The organism is Nitrospirota bacterium (assembly GCA_016214855.1).
Classification (GTDB): Bacteria; Nitrospirota; Thermodesulfovibrionia; order Thermodesulfovibrionales; family UBA6898; genus UBA6898.
Genome location: JACRMT010000007.1, coordinates 17,210 through 32,408, shown reverse-complemented (window position 1 = coordinate 32,408; position 15,199 = coordinate 17,210). Strand labels below are relative to the sequence as shown.

18 protein-coding genes and 1 tRNA gene are annotated in these 15,199 nt (G+C 49.6%); 14 read left to right on the top strand and 5 right to left on the bottom strand.

Annotated elements, in window-relative coordinates:
- The first annotated feature begins 79 nt into the window (after positions 1–79).
- The 3 genes from HZB62_08110 to HZB62_08100 are packed head-to-tail and all read left to right on the top strand — an operon-like array spanning position 80 to position 884.
- Positions 80–310 (top strand): hypothetical protein, encoded by a 231-nt coding sequence (locus HZB62_08110; GenBank protein ID MBI5075109.1) that lies wholly within the window; start codon positions 80–82, stop codon positions 308–310.
- A gap of 3 nt (positions 311–313) precedes the next feature.
- Complete coding sequence (locus HZB62_08105) at positions 314–712, top strand: PIN domain-containing protein (protein MBI5075108.1); 399 nt, start codon at positions 314–316, stop codon at positions 710–712.
- The gene (locus HZB62_08100) at positions 702–884 is read left to right on the top strand and encodes a hypothetical protein (protein MBI5075107.1); all 183 of its coding nucleotides are present in this window, start codon (positions 702–704) and stop codon (positions 882–884) included. The genes HZB62_08105 and HZB62_08100 overlap by 11 nt, the downstream gene beginning before the upstream one ends.
- Positions 885–943: 59 nt before the next feature.
- Here HZB62_08100 and HZB62_08095 read toward each other — a convergent pair whose 3' ends face one another.
- Genes HZB62_08095 through HZB62_08085 form a run of 3 tightly spaced genes read right to left on the bottom strand, consistent with a single transcriptional unit; the run spans position 944 to position 5,742 of the window.
- Positions 944–1,450, bottom strand: a complete 507-nt coding sequence (locus tag HZB62_08095; GenBank protein ID MBI5075106.1) for a methylated-DNA--[protein]-cysteine S-methyltransferase — start codon at positions 1,448–1,450, stop codon at positions 944–946.
- On the bottom strand, positions 1,416–4,799 hold the full coding sequence (locus HZB62_08090) for a diguanylate cyclase (protein MBI5075105.1): 3,384 nt from the start codon (positions 4,797–4,799) through the stop codon (positions 1,416–1,418). Before HZB62_08090 ends, HZB62_08095 begins: the two co-directional genes overlap by 35 nt.
- Positions 4,792–5,742 carry a response regulator gene (locus tag HZB62_08085; GenBank protein ID MBI5075104.1) on the bottom strand — a complete coding sequence of 317 codons (951 nt, stop codon included), beginning with the start codon at positions 5,740–5,742 and terminating at the stop codon, positions 4,792–4,794. The genes HZB62_08090 and HZB62_08085 overlap by 8 nt, the downstream gene beginning before the upstream one ends.
- Before the next feature lie 210 nt (positions 5,743–5,952).
- Between HZB62_08085 and HZB62_08080 the strand changes: the two genes are divergently transcribed.
- The 3 genes from HZB62_08080 to rsmA are packed head-to-tail and all read left to right on the top strand — an operon-like array spanning position 5,953 to position 8,181.
- Positions 5,953–6,369: a YjbQ family protein gene (locus tag HZB62_08080; protein ID MBI5075103.1), complete on the top strand. Its 417-nt coding sequence runs from the start codon at positions 5,953–5,955 to the stop codon at positions 6,367–6,369.
- A 52-nt stretch (positions 6,370–6,421) separates the two neighbouring features.
- Positions 6,422–7,399, top strand: a complete 978-nt coding sequence (gene pdxA, locus HZB62_08075) for a 4-hydroxythreonine-4-phosphate dehydrogenase PdxA (protein MBI5075102.1) — start codon at positions 6,422–6,424, stop codon at positions 7,397–7,399.
- Positions 7,330–8,181: a ribosomal RNA small subunit methyltransferase A gene (gene rsmA / locus HZB62_08070; GenBank protein ID MBI5075101.1), complete on the top strand. Its 852-nt coding sequence runs from the start codon at positions 7,330–7,332 to the stop codon at positions 8,179–8,181. Before pdxA ends, rsmA begins: the two co-directional genes overlap by 70 nt.
- A gap of 39 nt (positions 8,182–8,220) precedes the next feature.
- On the opposite strand, the gene HZB62_08065 is transcribed toward rsmA, so the two are convergent.
- Together HZB62_08065 and HZB62_08060 are read right to left on the bottom strand one after the other, a co-directional pair.
- The gene (locus HZB62_08065; GenBank protein MBI5075100.1) at positions 8,221–8,775 is read right to left on the bottom strand and encodes a GNAT family N-acetyltransferase; all 555 of its coding nucleotides are present in this window, start codon (positions 8,773–8,775) and stop codon (positions 8,221–8,223) included.
- Positions 8,776–8,892: 117 nt separating this feature from the next.
- Positions 8,893–8,982 (bottom strand) — tRNA-Ser (locus HZB62_08060).
- A 200-nt stretch (positions 8,983–9,182) separates the two neighbouring features.
- Between HZB62_08060 and tolQ the strand changes: the two genes are divergently transcribed.
- The 8 genes from tolQ (at position 9,183) to moaC (ending at position 15,138) form a co-directional block, all read left to right on the top strand.
- On the top strand, positions 9,183–9,812 hold the full coding sequence (gene tolQ / locus HZB62_08055; protein MBI5075099.1) for a protein TolQ: 630 nt from the start codon (positions 9,183–9,185) through the stop codon (positions 9,810–9,812).
- Positions 9,809–10,210 (top strand): ExbD/TolR family protein, encoded by a 402-nt coding sequence (locus HZB62_08050; GenBank protein MBI5075098.1) that lies wholly within the window; start codon positions 9,809–9,811, stop codon positions 10,208–10,210. Before tolQ ends, HZB62_08050 begins: the two co-directional genes overlap by 4 nt.
- Positions 10,207–10,866, top strand: coding sequence for a TonB C-terminal domain-containing protein (locus tag HZB62_08045; protein MBI5075097.1), 660 nt, complete (start codon positions 10,207–10,209; stop codon positions 10,864–10,866). Before HZB62_08050 ends, HZB62_08045 begins: the two co-directional genes overlap by 4 nt.
- On the top strand, positions 10,863–12,158 hold the full coding sequence (tolB, locus tag HZB62_08040; protein ID MBI5075096.1) for a Tol-Pal system beta propeller repeat protein TolB: 1,296 nt from the start codon (positions 10,863–10,865) through the stop codon (positions 12,156–12,158). Before HZB62_08045 ends, tolB begins: the two co-directional genes overlap by 4 nt.
- 151 nt (positions 12,159–12,309) lie before the next feature.
- Positions 12,310–12,762 carry a peptidoglycan-associated lipoprotein Pal gene (gene pal / locus HZB62_08035; protein ID MBI5075095.1) on the top strand — a complete coding sequence of 151 codons (453 nt, stop codon included), beginning with the start codon at positions 12,310–12,312 and terminating at the stop codon, positions 12,760–12,762.
- 20 nt (positions 12,763–12,782) lie between these two features.
- On the top strand, positions 12,783–13,655 hold the full coding sequence (gene ybgF / locus HZB62_08030; protein ID MBI5075094.1) for a tol-pal system protein YbgF: 873 nt from the start codon (positions 12,783–12,785) through the stop codon (positions 13,653–13,655).
- Positions 13,656–13,660: 5 nt separating this feature from the next.
- Positions 13,661–14,665: a GTP 3',8-cyclase MoaA gene (gene moaA, locus HZB62_08025; GenBank protein ID MBI5075093.1), complete on the top strand. Its 1,005-nt coding sequence runs from the start codon at positions 13,661–13,663 to the stop codon at positions 14,663–14,665.
- Entirely contained in the window at positions 14,662–15,138 is a 477-nt protein-coding gene (gene moaC / locus HZB62_08020) for a cyclic pyranopterin monophosphate synthase MoaC (protein MBI5075092.1), read from the top strand. The genes moaA and moaC overlap by 4 nt, the downstream gene beginning before the upstream one ends.
- Positions 15,139–15,199 lie beyond the last annotated feature (61 nt).

Sequence of the window (15,199 nt, the reverse complement as noted above, 5' to 3'; positions counted from 1 at the left end):
GCGATTGTGGTGGGGAGCAGTAGCAAACGCAGCATAAAAAGGATAAAATAAAACAGACGCTTTCAAGGAGGTTTAAGCTATGAATGCGGTTAAGGGTATTTACCATAACGGGATGGTTGAACTGATCGAGAAGCCTGGAATCAAGGGCTCTGCCGAAGTCCTTGTTATTTTCCCTGAAAAAAAGAAGAAAATAGCAAAGATCGGCGGTCTTTTCAAAGGGCATAAAATTGATTATGCCGGCATTGAGGGAGAGCTGAAAAAACTCAGCAAACAGTCCCAGAAACATATTCTGGATGAGGCCGGCAAATAGCAAATGAAGAAGTATGTGATCGACACTCAGGCCCTGATTAAGTTTATGAACGGGGTGAAGGTAATCAGCACGGCTGTCGATGAAATTCTCAGGAAGGCCGATGCCGGAGAAAACATTATCATAATCCCGTCAGTGGTGATCTTTGAGATCGCCTACCTTTACGAGAAGAAGAGAATACCAGTGTCCGTGATGGACATCGAAGGCATAATTTCAGGTTCTCTAAATTATATTGAAGAACCGTTGACCCTTGATATTATAAAATCTGCTTTTGAAATAACTGATATTCCAGAACTCCATGACAGACTTATTGCCGGAACTGCCCGGCATCTTGACCTGCCCCTTATAACGAACGATCCGGTAATACTCAGGAGTGATTTTGTAAAGAGCGTAAATGGAGAATAATATTATGTGGAAAGATCCAATAGTTGAAGAGGTTCGCAAAGCCGGTGCAGAACTGGCAAAGAAATCAAACTATAATCTGCAGAGCATGCTTCAAAGCCTGCGGGAAAATGAAAAAAAGAGCAAGGCTATAGTGAGACCCATGGTTAAGGCAAAGCTCAAGCAAGCAGGATAACACCAATATAGGGATATTTCTGCTATTTCAACTCCCTTTTCCGCAGCCAACTCCCTCTCTCAGGTCTTTGAGAGTCTATGGTAATACTCGATCTCAAGGAGCCGCCGCTTAATATCAATTCCCGGGGTGTATCCGCCGATCGAGCCGTTAGACTCTATGATCCTGTGGCAGGGAAAGGCAATAGGTATGGGGTTTTTACCGAGGGCATTGCCCACAGCCCGTGATGCGTGGGGTTTCCCGATCCTGTCCGCGATCCATTTGTATGTGCGTGTCTCGCCATAGGGAATTTCCTTCAAAGACTCCCACACCTCTTTCTCGAACTCAGTGCCTTCAGTAAAGGCTGTTCTGAAGCTGAAGCTGCATCTTCCCTGTTCAAAATATTCTGACAGTTCTTTTTTTGCAGCAGCTGAATCTTTTGTCTGTTTTGGTGTGACTGCGAGAGGTTTTTCGAAGGATATGCCGATCAAAGCAGAAGATCTTAAGACAAGATAAAGCGTCCCTATCGGGGTCTGGAGTATATCGCAATAATCGTTAAGATCTGACCTGCTCGGTTTCATGCTGCTCACGGGAATAGACCTCTACCCTGTCCCCGCCTTTCTTGATCGCATGGGCAAGCGCCTTTTCCGCACAGAGGATCAGTTCTTCAGTTGACTGGCCGTCCAGAAAGACGATGCCGACGCTTGCCGTGACCTTACCCTTAGGCTGTTCTTCCTCATGGGCAAAGGGATAGTTCTTAATGATAGCATTGAACCTGTTGCTGAGCGACAGGCCTGCCGATATTACGGTATTGGGAAGGATTACCGCAAAGGAGTCGCCGCCATAACGCACCACGACATCTGAACCGCGGATATTTCTTCGCAGGAGTTCAGAGACCTTCTTTAAAACGATATTGCCCTGAAACTCTCCGCTCTTTTCAACATAGTTGCCGAAGTAATCGATATCGAGGAGCACAAGGTTCAGCGGAAGTTTGTACCGTGTCGCCCCCTCAACTTCCTGGGCAAGGCGGATCTGGAAATAGCGGTGGCTGAATACTCCGGTAAGCTCATCGATCAAACCTGCCCGCTTGGGATAGAGGATCTCGAGCTCCTTGATATGATCGATCATCTCTTTCGTGTCAAAGGAATGCTTCCGCACAATGCGCTCGATCTTGCCCATCAGCGTCATTCTGTCTTCAACCGAGATGTCGCGCTCTGTCAGAATAAAGATCGGCGTATTATTGGTATACGGGTTCTCCTTCAGTTCCTGAATAGCATCAAAGCTGAGCATGTCTGAGAGACTGAAGTCCATGAAAATAATGCTCGGCCTGAGCGTAATAGCCAGATCGATCCCCCTCCTGCCTTCTGTTGCTGTATAGATGAGATAGCCCTGAGGCTCGAAGATCTCCCTGAAATAATTCGTGACGCTTTCTTCTTCTTCAATGATCAGGATCGACGAGGGAAGAACGACCTTGCCCAGGGCCATATTAATTTCATCAAGCTTTGAGAGTAAGGCCTCTTTATCAAGAGGCTTCATAAGATAGTCAGTTGCGCCGAGTGCAAAGGCAAGCTCCTTGTTATCGACGACGGAATGGATAATAACCGGTATATCTGCTGTCTGCGGGTCGCTCTTGAGCGTCTGCAGCACTTCCCAGCCGTCCTTTTTCGGCAGCATGACATCAAGGGTAATGGCGAACGGGGCCATGCTCCTGGCCTTTTCTATGGCCTCCTCACCGTTGTACGCATGGGCAACCTTATATCCTGCCTGCGAGAGATGGAGCGTCAGGAGCTCTGCCGTGGCAGTATCGTCTTCCACCACAAGCAGCAGGGGAGCCTCATCCTTTGCCCAGGGAAAGGTGAGCCCTATGGCCTCTGGTTCCTCGGGCACTGCAGGCTCAACAACAGAGGTGACCGGCACGGTAAAGATAAACGTGCTTCCTTTGCCCAGACTGCTTTCGACGCAGATCGTGCCTCCGTGGAGTTCAACAAGTTTTTTTGAAAGCGCCAGCCCAAGGCCGGCACCGCCATATTCTCTTGAGAGCGTGGTGTCTGCCTGTTCGAATTCGTCGAAGATGCGCTCCTTGTCTCCCGGTCCTATGCCGACGCCGGTATCCCAGACAGAGAACTTCAGCACATTGCTGTCGGTCAATGTCAGCGCTGCAGGATCAACCGGACCATCGTCATAGGCAACTCTTACGCCGACCTTGCCGCCTTCCGGAGTGAACTTGATCGCATTCGACAGGAGATTATACAGGATCTGTTTTATCTTCACTCTGTCTGCAGTTATGAGATCCACGTCATTATTTATCATCTCAGATATCACGATGAACTTTTTCTCTGCAAGGGGTTTCATGATCGAGATCACTTCCTCGATAAAGTCCCTGACGCGGAATGACTCGTATATGATCTCGTGTTTGCCGGCATCGATCTTTGCTATATCCAGGACATTATTGATCAGTTCGAGCAGGTGTTTGCCCGCTGCATGGATATTCTTGACATACCGCTCCTGGTTTTCATTCAGCTGACCGAACGTTTTTTCGAGGAGTACATCAGAAAAGCCGAGGATCGAGTTGAGCGGCGTTCTGAGCTCATGACCGGTGTTAGCGATAAATCTGCCCTTGATCTGGTTCAGCCTTTCAAGTTCGCGGTTGGTCTTTTCGAGTTCCTCGGTCCTTTCAAGGACCTTCTTCTCAAGGTTCTGGCTGAGCTCTTCAAACTCAAAGCTCTTTTTTTCAATTGCGGTCTTCAGCTCCAGTTCTTCTCTCAGACTCCTGATCACATAGATCGTCCCAAAGGCATGCTGCATCTTGTCCTTCAGTACAGCGGCATTCAGCCTGACCTCAAGATCGTTGCCATGAGCATCAATGATCGTTATTTCCTGCGCCTTAAGGTTGAGCCGCTTGCCGGCCGCCTTGCTCAATGCAGCATCTGAGTTGCCATTCCTGATGAGCGACAGCATGGTCTTTCCGGCCAGCTCGTCTTTGGTGTATCCGAGCATAGCCGCTGCCGTGTCATTGCAGGAGATGATGAGGTTGTTGGAATCCGCGATGAACACCGCGTCATGGGATGCTCCGGCAAGGCCTGCAAACTTCATCTTGTATTCTTCAACACCCTTCATCAGCGCAAAACGGTCTATGGTGAGACTGACAATGGCCGTGACCAGCGCGAGGGAGTTTTTTTGCCGTTCAGAGTACAGGCGCGGTTTAAAATCAAAAATATAGACAGCCCCTGCTATTTCACCTCTCAGGATGATGGGACAGACCAGGACGGACTTAATCTTTTCGGCGGCAAGCGCAGGATTGCTCAGGTCAGGAGTCTTTGACATATCAGGGATCTCGCAGAAATCCTTTTTGTGAAAGAGCCCCTCCATGACACGCTCAGGCATGGCGTTCCAGGAAGCACTCTCAAGGAATTTCCTGCTCAGTCCCTTTGATGCCATTATCTTCATCTGACGACTTCTCAGCACAGCCATGCAGCCAATGGGCGCATCAGCAATATCAAGGGCCTTGGCAAGGACCAGATCGAAGAATCCCTTGAGCGAGTCTGCTGAGCCGAGCTTCAGCGCAAGGTTATGAAGAATTTTCTGATCTGCTGTCGTCTTGATCGTTTCTATCTTTGCCCGTTTCTGTTTTTCGATGATCTCCCAGAGAAAACGGGCTCCGACGCCCTCCACCACCTCGATCTTCTGGTCAAAGGCCTCTCTTATCTGGTTGCTGCTGTCCGCATCTCCCATAACATTTATCACGAGCTCGGGATCGGCCTTCACAAGATCCTCAAGCCGCGAAAAGACCGGGATGCTCCATTTTCTGGCGAGCACAATGCCCGGCGACTCAAGCTTTTTCTCGAAAACGCCGACCAGATTAGTGTTTGCGTCAGCCCGCAGGAGAGATATGAGCGCGCTTCCGCCTATGCCGCCGCCTGCGATCGCGATCCTAAGCATAGGTGTAATCACCTTTTTCCATGATGCGCATCATGCGAATGAATATGCCTGTAAGTTCAGGATCCCACTGGCCCGAGAGCCGCTCTTTTTCCATGATTGAAATAACGTCATCCGTGGACCTTTTGCCGCGATAGGGCCGGATCGAGACCATGGCATCAAAGGCATCGAGGATCGAAAGCATCCTTGCCATGAGCGGAATTGTCCGGCCATGAAGATTATCAGGAAATCCTGCGCCGTCCCAGCGTTCATGATGGTGCCTGATGCCGGGCAATATTTCGCGAAGGGATTTGAGAGGTTTGCAGATATCCTCGCCGAGTGTCGGATGCCTCCTGATCTCTTCGGCCTCTTCGCTCGTCAGCCCGGAAGGTTTCTTGAGGATCGTCTCGCTCAGCGCCATCTTGCCGATGTCATGGAGGACCCCGGCTTTTTTGAGGACCCCCTGGTCTCTGGATGGAAAACCGAGAAAAGCGCCAAATTCAGAGGCAAGGTCGCCGACCCGGGTTGAGTGGCCTTTGGTGTAATGGTCCCTTGCCTCCAGGGTGAGGACAAGGCTGAAGATGACATTTTCTGAATGGTCAAGCTGTTCATGAAGCTCCTTTAACTTAAGGAGCGAGCGGATCTTGGCGAGCAGTTCCTGCGTGTCAAAGGGTTTGGTGATAAAGTCGTCAGCCCCTGCCTCTATGCCGGTGATCCTGTTTTTTTTGTCATGGAGCGCTGTTATAAGGACAACAGGAAGGAATTCTTTTTCTGAAAAATGCTTGAGCCTTCTGCAGAGCTCAAAACCGTTCATGCCGGGCATCATCACATCGAGCACCGCTATGTCGATACGCTCCTTTATGTACACGGCCAGAGCTGCATCGGCATTCAAGGCAGAGTGCACCTGCAGGCCTGCCTTTTCGAAAACAGCCTCCATCAGTTCCAGGTTTGGCTGGACGTCATCCACGACCAGAACTGAAGGTCTCCTCTCTTCTCTTAAACGACTGAAGGGGGACTGCATAGGGAGATTAAAGCATTGGCTGTCAAAAAAGTCAATATTATTCTTTAAGTTTAAGATGTTATAAAGATAACTTCACTTTATCCTTAAACAAATCGGATGCGAGCAATCCGTAGGTCTGTCTTGTAGTAAGCCTGAGGAGTTGCTATGATGTAACGCATGAAGAGCTTCAGAAAAGAACTTTTGTTTGATGTTCCGACGCGCAGGGCCTTTATCAATATCACAACTAAAGTTGAGGAATGCCTGAAGGAAAGCGGCATCAGAGAAGGGCTTGTGCTGGTAAATGCCATGCATATTACGGCATCAGTATTCATTAATGATGATGAGTCTGGGCTTCATCATGACTTTGACACATGGCTTGAAAAGCTTGCGCCGCATGAGCCTGTTTCGCAATACCGTCACAATTCAGGAGAGGACAACGCAGACGGCCATCTGAAGCGCCAGATCATGGGCAGGGAGGTTGTTGTTGCGATCACAAACAGCAAACTCGACTTCGGACCGTGGGAGCAGGTCTTCTATGGAGAATTCGACGGCAGAAGAAAAAAACGCGTGCTGGTCAAAATAATCGGCGATTAACATATGGCAGGGAGACCCTTGTCTTCCCTGGCCATGGAGAGGATTAGCTGCTATGACGAAAACAGTTGCAATAACTATGGGAGACCCTGCAGGCATAGGGCCTGAGGTCATTGTCAATGCACTTCAGAACCCTGAAGTGCAGACCGCCTGCCACCCGATCGTGATCGGCGATCAAACTGTTATGCAGGAGGCATTGAAGGTCTGCAGTGCCCGCCTTAATCTTGTTCCTGTTCGTTCTCCTTCTGATGCGTTTCCCTCTCCGGGGACCGTGAGAATCATAGACACCGGTGCACTGAAAGGCTTTCAACAAGGCAGACCTTCAGCAGAGGGCGGCAGGGCCTGTGCCAGTTACATCAAAAAGGCTGTTGAGCTTGCAAGGGACGGGCAGGCTGATGCTATCGTGACAGCACCTATATCAAAAGAGGCCCTGAAAATGGCAGGTCAGAAATGGCATGGTCATACAGAGATGCTTGCAGAACTTACCCATACGACAGACTATGCCATGATGCTTGCCGGTGGTCCGCTGCGGGTTATTCTGGTAACCATACATACGTCAATCAGAAACGTGCCCCAACTCATTACAAGAGCGGCGGTCCTGAAAACCATAAGGCTGGCGAAAAAAGCATGCGACATGATGGGGATAAGCAGTCCGAGGATTGCTGTTGCCGGCCTGAACCCGCACGCAGGCGAGGCAGGCATTTTCGGTACAGAGGAAATTGAAGCGATCTCTCCGGCGATCGAAGATGCAAAAAAAGATGGCCTTCCGGTCACCGGACCCTACCCGCCGGATACCATATTCCACAAGGCATATAAGGGTGACGTTGACATCATTGTCAGCATGTATCACGACCAGGGCCTTATCCCCCTAAAGATGGTCTGCTTTGATACAGGCGTAAATGTGACGATCGGCTTGCCGATCATCAGGACCTCACCTGATCACGGCACTGCCTATGACATCGCATGGAAGGGCATTGCCAAACCTTCGAGCATGATCGAGGCGATCAAGCTCGCTGCGAGATTGAAGCTCTGATGGCCAAGAAACATCTTGGCCAGAATTTTCTTTTTGACCCGTCGATACTTCTTAACATAATCCGGCCTGCCGATCTTTCTGCAAGCGACACCGTGCTCGAGATAGGTCCCGGGCCGGGAAGGCTTACAAGACTCCTGGCCGAAAGAGTAAAAAAAGTCATTGCCATCGAGCTTGACCAGTATCTGTACAATAGACTTACCGAAGAACTGAAGGACCTGAATAACATCGATCTTGTTTTCGGTGATGCGCTTAAATTTCCCTTTGAACGTCTTGACCGGTTCAAGGTTGTGGCGAACATACCCTACTATATCACTACACCAATTATCTTCAGACTTATCGATGCCCGCAGATCAGTGGAGTCCATGACCCTTACCATACAGAAGGAGGTGGCTGAGAGGATCGTGGCAGGGCCGGGCACAAAGGATTACGGCGTTCTCTCGATCATGGTGCAGTTTCGCGCTGAGCCTGAGCTAAAGTTCATCATCCCCAAAGAAGCCTTCAGGCCGGCGCCAAAAGTTGATTCAGCGGTGATCCACATGAAGCTGCGGAAGGAGCCGGCAGTGTCTGTGCAGGACGAGGCGCTTTTCACAAGGGTTGTCAAGACCGCATTTTCGCAGAGGCGGAAGACACTTTCGAATTCCCTGAAAGCCTTCCAGGACATAAAAAAAATATTGATAAAAACCGGGATCGATCCTCAACGAAGGCCCGAGACATTGAGTCTCGAGGAGTTTGCGAAACTCTCCGATATGCTTGCGCCTGAAGACCGGCAACAGAAAGAATAAGGAATTCGGGATGAGAATTGGGATTTTCGGGTTTCTATGCTACAAGATCTTTCCGATAAGCACTTCATCAATATATTGTTTGCCTATACGAATTCTTTTATGCCGCATGCCCTCTTCAATAAACCCTGCCCGTTCGAAAAGATGAAGGGACTTTTTATTGGTGGTGAAGATGTTCGCCTCCAACTTCTTGAACCTGCGCTCTCTTGCCCAGTCAATAGCATAGTCCAGCATCTGAGAGCCGATCCCGAGTCCGCGATATGCAGGCACAAGATGAAGGCCTATATTCAGAATATGCGCTGTCTGCGGGCTTTTACCGCCATCCATCTGAATGCCTGAAAGTGCTCCAACCACAGCATGGTCTGTGATCGCAACGATCAGCAGGTTTTTCTCAAAGTCCATGCTGCAGATATATTTTTTGACTGAATCCGACTTTGTGCCATAGTGCTCCATCAGCACATAACTCCTGTCCGGAGCATTTGTCTTGATCACGCTGATGATCTCTTCGGCATCCTGACACCCAGCGAGTCTGAGTGTGATCTTCTCGCCATTTTTTGCTATGAATTTCAGGACATCTTCTTCTGGTTCTCCGGGCATGATACCCTCCCTTTAATTCCTGCTCAGATTATACCGCTAATTAATGACTCTCACAACAAACAAAATGGAGGGCTGCAGAGCAGGGCTGCATGAGGTGGACATGATGAAAGAGGTAAATGGCGGAGAGGGTGAGATTCGAACTCACGGTAGAGTCGCCCCTACAACGATTTTCAAGACCGTCGCCTTCAACCGCTCGGCCACCTCTCCGATTTAAACCAGACCGTCGTCTTTCCGCCCCGGCGGACTCGCTGAAGCGAGCAACCACGTTGACTACCTCTTCGGGGAAATTATTATAACAGAAAAAACTCTTTTAATTTATGGTTTAATTTCAGAAAAAAAGTTAAAATTTCTTAATTTGACTTTTGACAGTGAATTCATTAAATTCTTTAAAACTGTAAGGGGTATCCATGAATAATTCCGTCATACAGCTTATTCTTAATGCAGGATATATTGTTAAAGCTGTTCTGCTGATCCTCATGTCATTTTCTGTGATCTCCTGGGCCATCATCTTCTTTAAGCAGAGGTATTTCTCTTCAGCCAACAAGGAGTCAGCCCAGTTCCAGCGAATATACCGCTCGAACCGTGATCCCAAATCACTATTTCAGTCAACGAGGAGCCTTACGCTCAGCCCGATCGCAAACGTTTTCAAGGCGGTTTATACCGACGAAGCGAAAAAAGACAAGAATGAGATAAAGCGTCTGCTCAGGAGATACGAGACCCTTGAATCGGTGAAGCTCGAAAAATACCTTAACTTTCTTGCAACAACAGGCTCAACAGCCCCTTTTATCGGTCTGTTCGGAACGGTCTGGGGAATCATGAATGCATTCCATGGTATCGGTTCTGCAGGCTCAGCCTCTCTCGCGGTTGTTGCCCCGGGCATTGCCGAAGCGCTTATCGCAACTGCGGTCGGCCTGGCAGCAGCTATCCCTGCAGTTATTGCGTATAACTACTATCTCAGTATGTCCAGAAAAATGATCCTGGAGATGGAAGATTTTTCTGAGGATCTCCTTGAACTTTTCTCAAAAGCCGCTGAATGAAGACAAACAGGAATAGAACCGTACTTTCAGAGATCAATGTGACGCCTTTTGTTGACGTCATGCTGGTGCTGCTTGTCATCTTTATGGTGACTGCTCCGCTTATGCAGCAAGGGGTTGACGTGAATCTGCCCAAGGCAAAAGGAAAGGAACTTCCCCCTGACGAAAGGATATCTCTTGTCATAAAGCGGGATCGGACAGTCTATATGAATGATACGCCGGTTTCGATGGCAGAGATGAAGCAGAAGCTCATAGCTGTTAGTAAGCTGAATCCGAATGTTTTTCTCAAGGCAGATAAGGATGTGCCCTATGGTCTGGTGGTTGAGGTGATGGGTGAGATCAAGGAGGCAGGAATCGAAAAACTGGGAATGATAACAGAACCAAAGCTTGATCTGAAATGAGGGGGCCGAGTCTTCAGGCAACAACGGTTCTCTCTGCTGCTCTGCACCTCACTTTTTTCCTTATAGCAGCGCTTATCCTCAGGTATTCCCGAAACGTTGTCATGCCTTCTCCGTATGAAGTAAGTCTTGTTGGCCCAACCAGTTCTTCCCGGGGAGGGGCTACAGAAGAAATACCCGGGAAGCGTGAGCAGGGCACAGGAATAGAGCACATCAGGCAGCCGGAAAAAGCAGTCAGGGATTCAAAGGCCGATTTGAAGCGGCTTGAGGAGCAGTTATCTGCACTTAAGGCGAAAAAGAAGATGCACGACATAGTCGATCTGCACAGAAAGGTCTCATCTGTCAGCGGCAGTCAAAGCAAGAGTTCCCCGAAAAGCTCGGGGCGGGGTTCCGGATCATCACAGGGAACGGCAACCTATATGGACAAAATCGTCGCTGAAATTAAGGCTGGATGGTTTTATCCTGATTGGGCAGATAAGGATTTGCTGATGACCATAAACGTAAGAATTCAGAAAGACGGGACCATCCAGGTGCTTGAAATCGAACAAAAATCCGGGAATCCTCTGTTTGATCGATCAGTTCAGCAGGCGATTATAAAAGCCTCTCCTGTCACGCCGCCGCCACAGGAGATGGAGATCGGTATGAGGTTCTATCCGTGATAGGGCATTGGGCATGGGGCACGGGCCGGATGGCATGGAGCGGGACGATTCTGTATGCTGCTTTGCTCCTCACGCTTCACGCTTCACTATTCACGGTCGCTGAAGCCAGGGTTTATATCGACATTACTTCGCCTTCTGCCAAAAAACTCCCCATAGCTATCTACGATCTGCAAGGTGCTCAGGGCAGGGAGCTCTCTGATATTATCAGGGACGACCTCACGTTTACCGGTCTTTTTGTCTGCATTGATAAAGCCTCGTACATAGAGCAGGCCTCACAGGAATTCAGTCAGCAGAACTGGAGGCCTCTTGGCATAGAGGCTGTTGTGAAGGGAACGATCACAACGGAACAGGGCGTCGCGGTTGATCTGTCGGTCTATGACGTATTTGAAGGTAATATGATCCTAAATAAGCAGTATCGTTCAGACAAGGATCTTATCCGACAGCTTGCGCATAATATTTCGAATGATATCTATAAGGCCTTCACCGGTCAGACCGGCATGTTCAGAACAAAGATCGCTTTTGTTGCGGAAGACGACGGAGAAAAAGGCATTTATGTCATGGACTGGGACGGCCACCGGGTAAGAAAGCTTGGACTAAAGGGATCGTTGGTCCTTGCACCGCACTGGTCAGCTGATGGCGCAAAAATTGTCTATTCCTCCGAGCGCGGTAGACAATGGGGTATCTATCTGTTAGACTTCGGGAAAATGACCGAAAAAAAGATATTCGCGTCAAAAGGCACCAATATGGCAGGCGGTTTTTCACCAAAAGGTGATGCAATAACCCTCTCTTCAACAAAAGACGGAACCCCTGACATCTATCTGCTGTCTCTTAAAGACGAGTCAGTAAAGAAGCTCACGTTTACGCAGGGCATCGAGGTCTCACCGGTGGTTTCCCCTGACGGCAGCCAGATCGCTTTTGTATCTGACCGCGGCGGAAGCCCGCAGATCTATCTGATGCGTGCTGACGGGAGTGATATCAGGAGGATCACCTTTGAGGGTTCCTATAATACATCTCCCGCCTGGTCGCCATCGGGCGACCGGATCGTATTTTCCTGCAGGCGGGGGAAGAACCAGATCTGTATTGTGAAACCTGATGGGTCAACGCTTATGCAGCTGACAGAAAGCGGCAACAACGAGGATCCATCTTTTTCTCCTGAGGGCAGGCATATAACGTTCTCTTCTGACCGGGATGGCACAAAAGGGATATATATCATGAGGGCAAATGGAGAGGCCCAGAAGAAGATCAGCCCCCGGGGGCTTCGTTCCACTGCCCCGGGATGGTCACCAAACTAATAACAAGAATCAAAGGAGGATGCAGATGAAAGCAAAAAGTTTAATGGTCGTGATCGCCGTATCTGTCGTTATCGCATTCGGACTTGCCGCCTGCCAAAAGAGGGCGGTCACTCAGCCTGACTCAGGACAGCAGGGACAGCAGCAGAAGGATATGAAGCAGCAGAAAGACCAGGAAAAAATAACCGAGAAACGGCTTGACGGAAATGTTGATTCTTCTGATGCAATGGGTAAGGGTGCCCAGTATATGGAGAGCAAAGAAAACCTGTTTTCAGACCTTCTTTTTGAGTATGACAAGTATGAGGTGAAAGAGTCATATAAACAGACGCTCCAGGCAGTATCGTCGTGGATGACAAAAAACACGACTGCACGATTATCTGTTGAGGGCCATTGCGACGAGCGAGGCACAAATGAATACAACCTTGCACTTGGTGACCGCAGGGCCAAGGCAGTAAAGGATTATCTTGTCAGTCTCGGCGTTGCATCAGGAAGGATCGATGTGATCAGCTATGGCGAAGAGAAGCCTGCCTGCAAAGAACAGACCGAAAGCTGCTGGGCAAAGAACAGAAGGGCTCATTTCACGGTTCTTATAAAGGTGGGCAAGTAATTGTGAAGAAGGCATGTTCTTTGTTTCTTGTTCTCTTTCTGTCAGCCTGTGTTTCCGGCAATGACATGGACCGGGTGAGAAGCGATCTTCATGAACTGCAGCGAAGCAGCCTGGAGGCGCGAAAGGAGATAGACTCTCTGAAGGAAAAGACTTCCGGTGTTGTCAGGGAGGATTCTTTCACTCCGGTGAAGGAAAGCCAGGCAGACCTTTTTTCCAAGATACATGTGACCTCAAGCGGCCTTCAGGAGCTAAGAGGCAGATTTGACGAGAACAGGTATTTTACGGAGAAATCCCTGAAGGAGATCAGCTCAGAACGGGACCTTCTTAAGGCGCAGATAGCCGGACTGGAGACGCAGATAAAGATGGTGAAGGACAGGCTGTCTGCCCTTGAAAACCAGGGAAGGCCAAAGGAACCTGCAAACGATGCAGCCGATGCATCACTGAAACCGAACAACACGGCAAAGACAGAGGTCGAGACACCGGTCGAACCCGCTGCAGACACGAAGGCAAAGGCCTATGATGCAGCCTACCAACTCTTCAGGGACAAGAAGTACAAGGAGTCAAGGGAGAGGTTCGAGGCCTTTATCAGGGAATATCCGAAGACCGATCTCACGGACAATGCGCAGTTCTGGATCGCTGAATCATACTACGGGGAGAAAGACTTTGAAAGCGCGATCCTTGCTTATGAGACCCTGCTGAAGAAATATCCGGACAGCGACAAGGTCAGCAGCGGCCTGCTCAAGCAGGGATATGCCTTTGCAGAGATAGGCGATGCCAAGACAGGCAAGATCATCCTGAATAAGCTTGTCGAAAAATATCCTAATACAAAGGACGCTGAGGCTGCCAGGAAGAAACTTGCAGAACTGGACAAGAAGCCGTCCAAAAAGAGATGAACTCGCTGACAGACAGCTTTTCCCGGGTCATTGACTACCTGAGGATATCGATCACGGACAAATGCAACCTGCGGTGCATCTACTGCATGCCCTCTGACGGTGTTGCTTCTGCAGCGCATACGGCTATTCTCAGCTATGAGGAGATCATCAGGGTGGCAAAGATTGCAGCCGGGCTGGGCGTCAGAAAGATCCGGCTGACCGGCGGGGAACCGCTCGTCAGGAAAAATCTGACCTTTCTTGTCTCATCGCTCAGGAAGATTGCCGGCATCGAGGAGCTCAGCCTCACGACAAACGGGCTGCTGCTGGCAGAGCATGCAGCAAGCCTTGCGAATGCAGGACTTGACAGGGTGAATATCAGCATCGATTCTCTCAGGCCTGATCGGTTCAGGGAGATAACCCGCGGCGGAGACCTTACTGTTGTGCTGAAAGGTCTGCATGCAGCAGAACAGGCCGGGCTGCTGCCGGTAAAGATAAACATGGTCCCTGTTCGCGGTATGAACGAGGACGAGATCCTCGACTTTGCCAGAATTACCATCGAATCTGATCATCATGTGCGTTTTATCGAATGCATGCCCACAGGATCAGTGGGTTTTTGGAGTCCTCAAAAGTATATGACAACAGATGAGATAAGGAAGGTCATAGAAACACTGGGGCCTCTCTCCCCTGTGCGCGTTCGAAAAAACGGGCCCTCCAAGTATTACCGCCTTGAAGGTGCAAAGGGCGTGATCGGGTTTATCAGCGCGCTGACGCACCATTTCTGCAAAGACTGTAACCGGCTCAGGCTGACATCTGACGGAAAACTCCGGCCATGTCTCTTCTCGGAGACAGAGATCGATCTCCGCTCAGCACTCAGAAGCGGAGCCTCTGACCTGGAGATAGAACGGCTGCTGAAACTTTCTATCGAGGTGAAACCGAAGGAGCATAACCTGAATGCTTCATCTTCTGCGCTCAAGCCATCTCTTCCCGGTCCGCACGCTGTCAAGCGGCCAATGTCAAGGATAGGCGGATGAAAAGGCTTACCCATATTGACAGGAGCGGCAAAGCGAGAATGGTCGATGTATCAGAGAAGCCCCTGACGCAGAGAGCGGCGGTTGCCCGCGGTTTTGTGAGCATGAAAAAGACAACGCTGAAGCTCATTCAGGACAACAGCATTGCAAAAGGCGATGTGCTCGGCGTGGCGAGGGTTGCAGGCACCATGGCTGCAAAGAAGACTTCTGAGCTGATCCCCCTCTGCCATCCCCTGAACATTACTTCCGTGTCTGTCGACTTTTCCCTGGACCGGAAGAAGAGCGGGATTGTCATAGAGGCGCGTGTAAAGATAACCGGACAGACCGGTGTTGAGATGGAGGCCCTGATTGCAGTATCCGCAGCAGCTCTGACGATCTATGACATGTGCAAGGCAGTTGATAGAGAAATGGTCATCTCTGACATCATGCTGATCGAAAAGACCGGCGGCAAGAGCGGTATCTTCAGGCGGACATAACCTTATCTTGCTCTGATATTTTTCGTTTTACGAAAAGGAAAAGATCTGGTTCCCCAATACT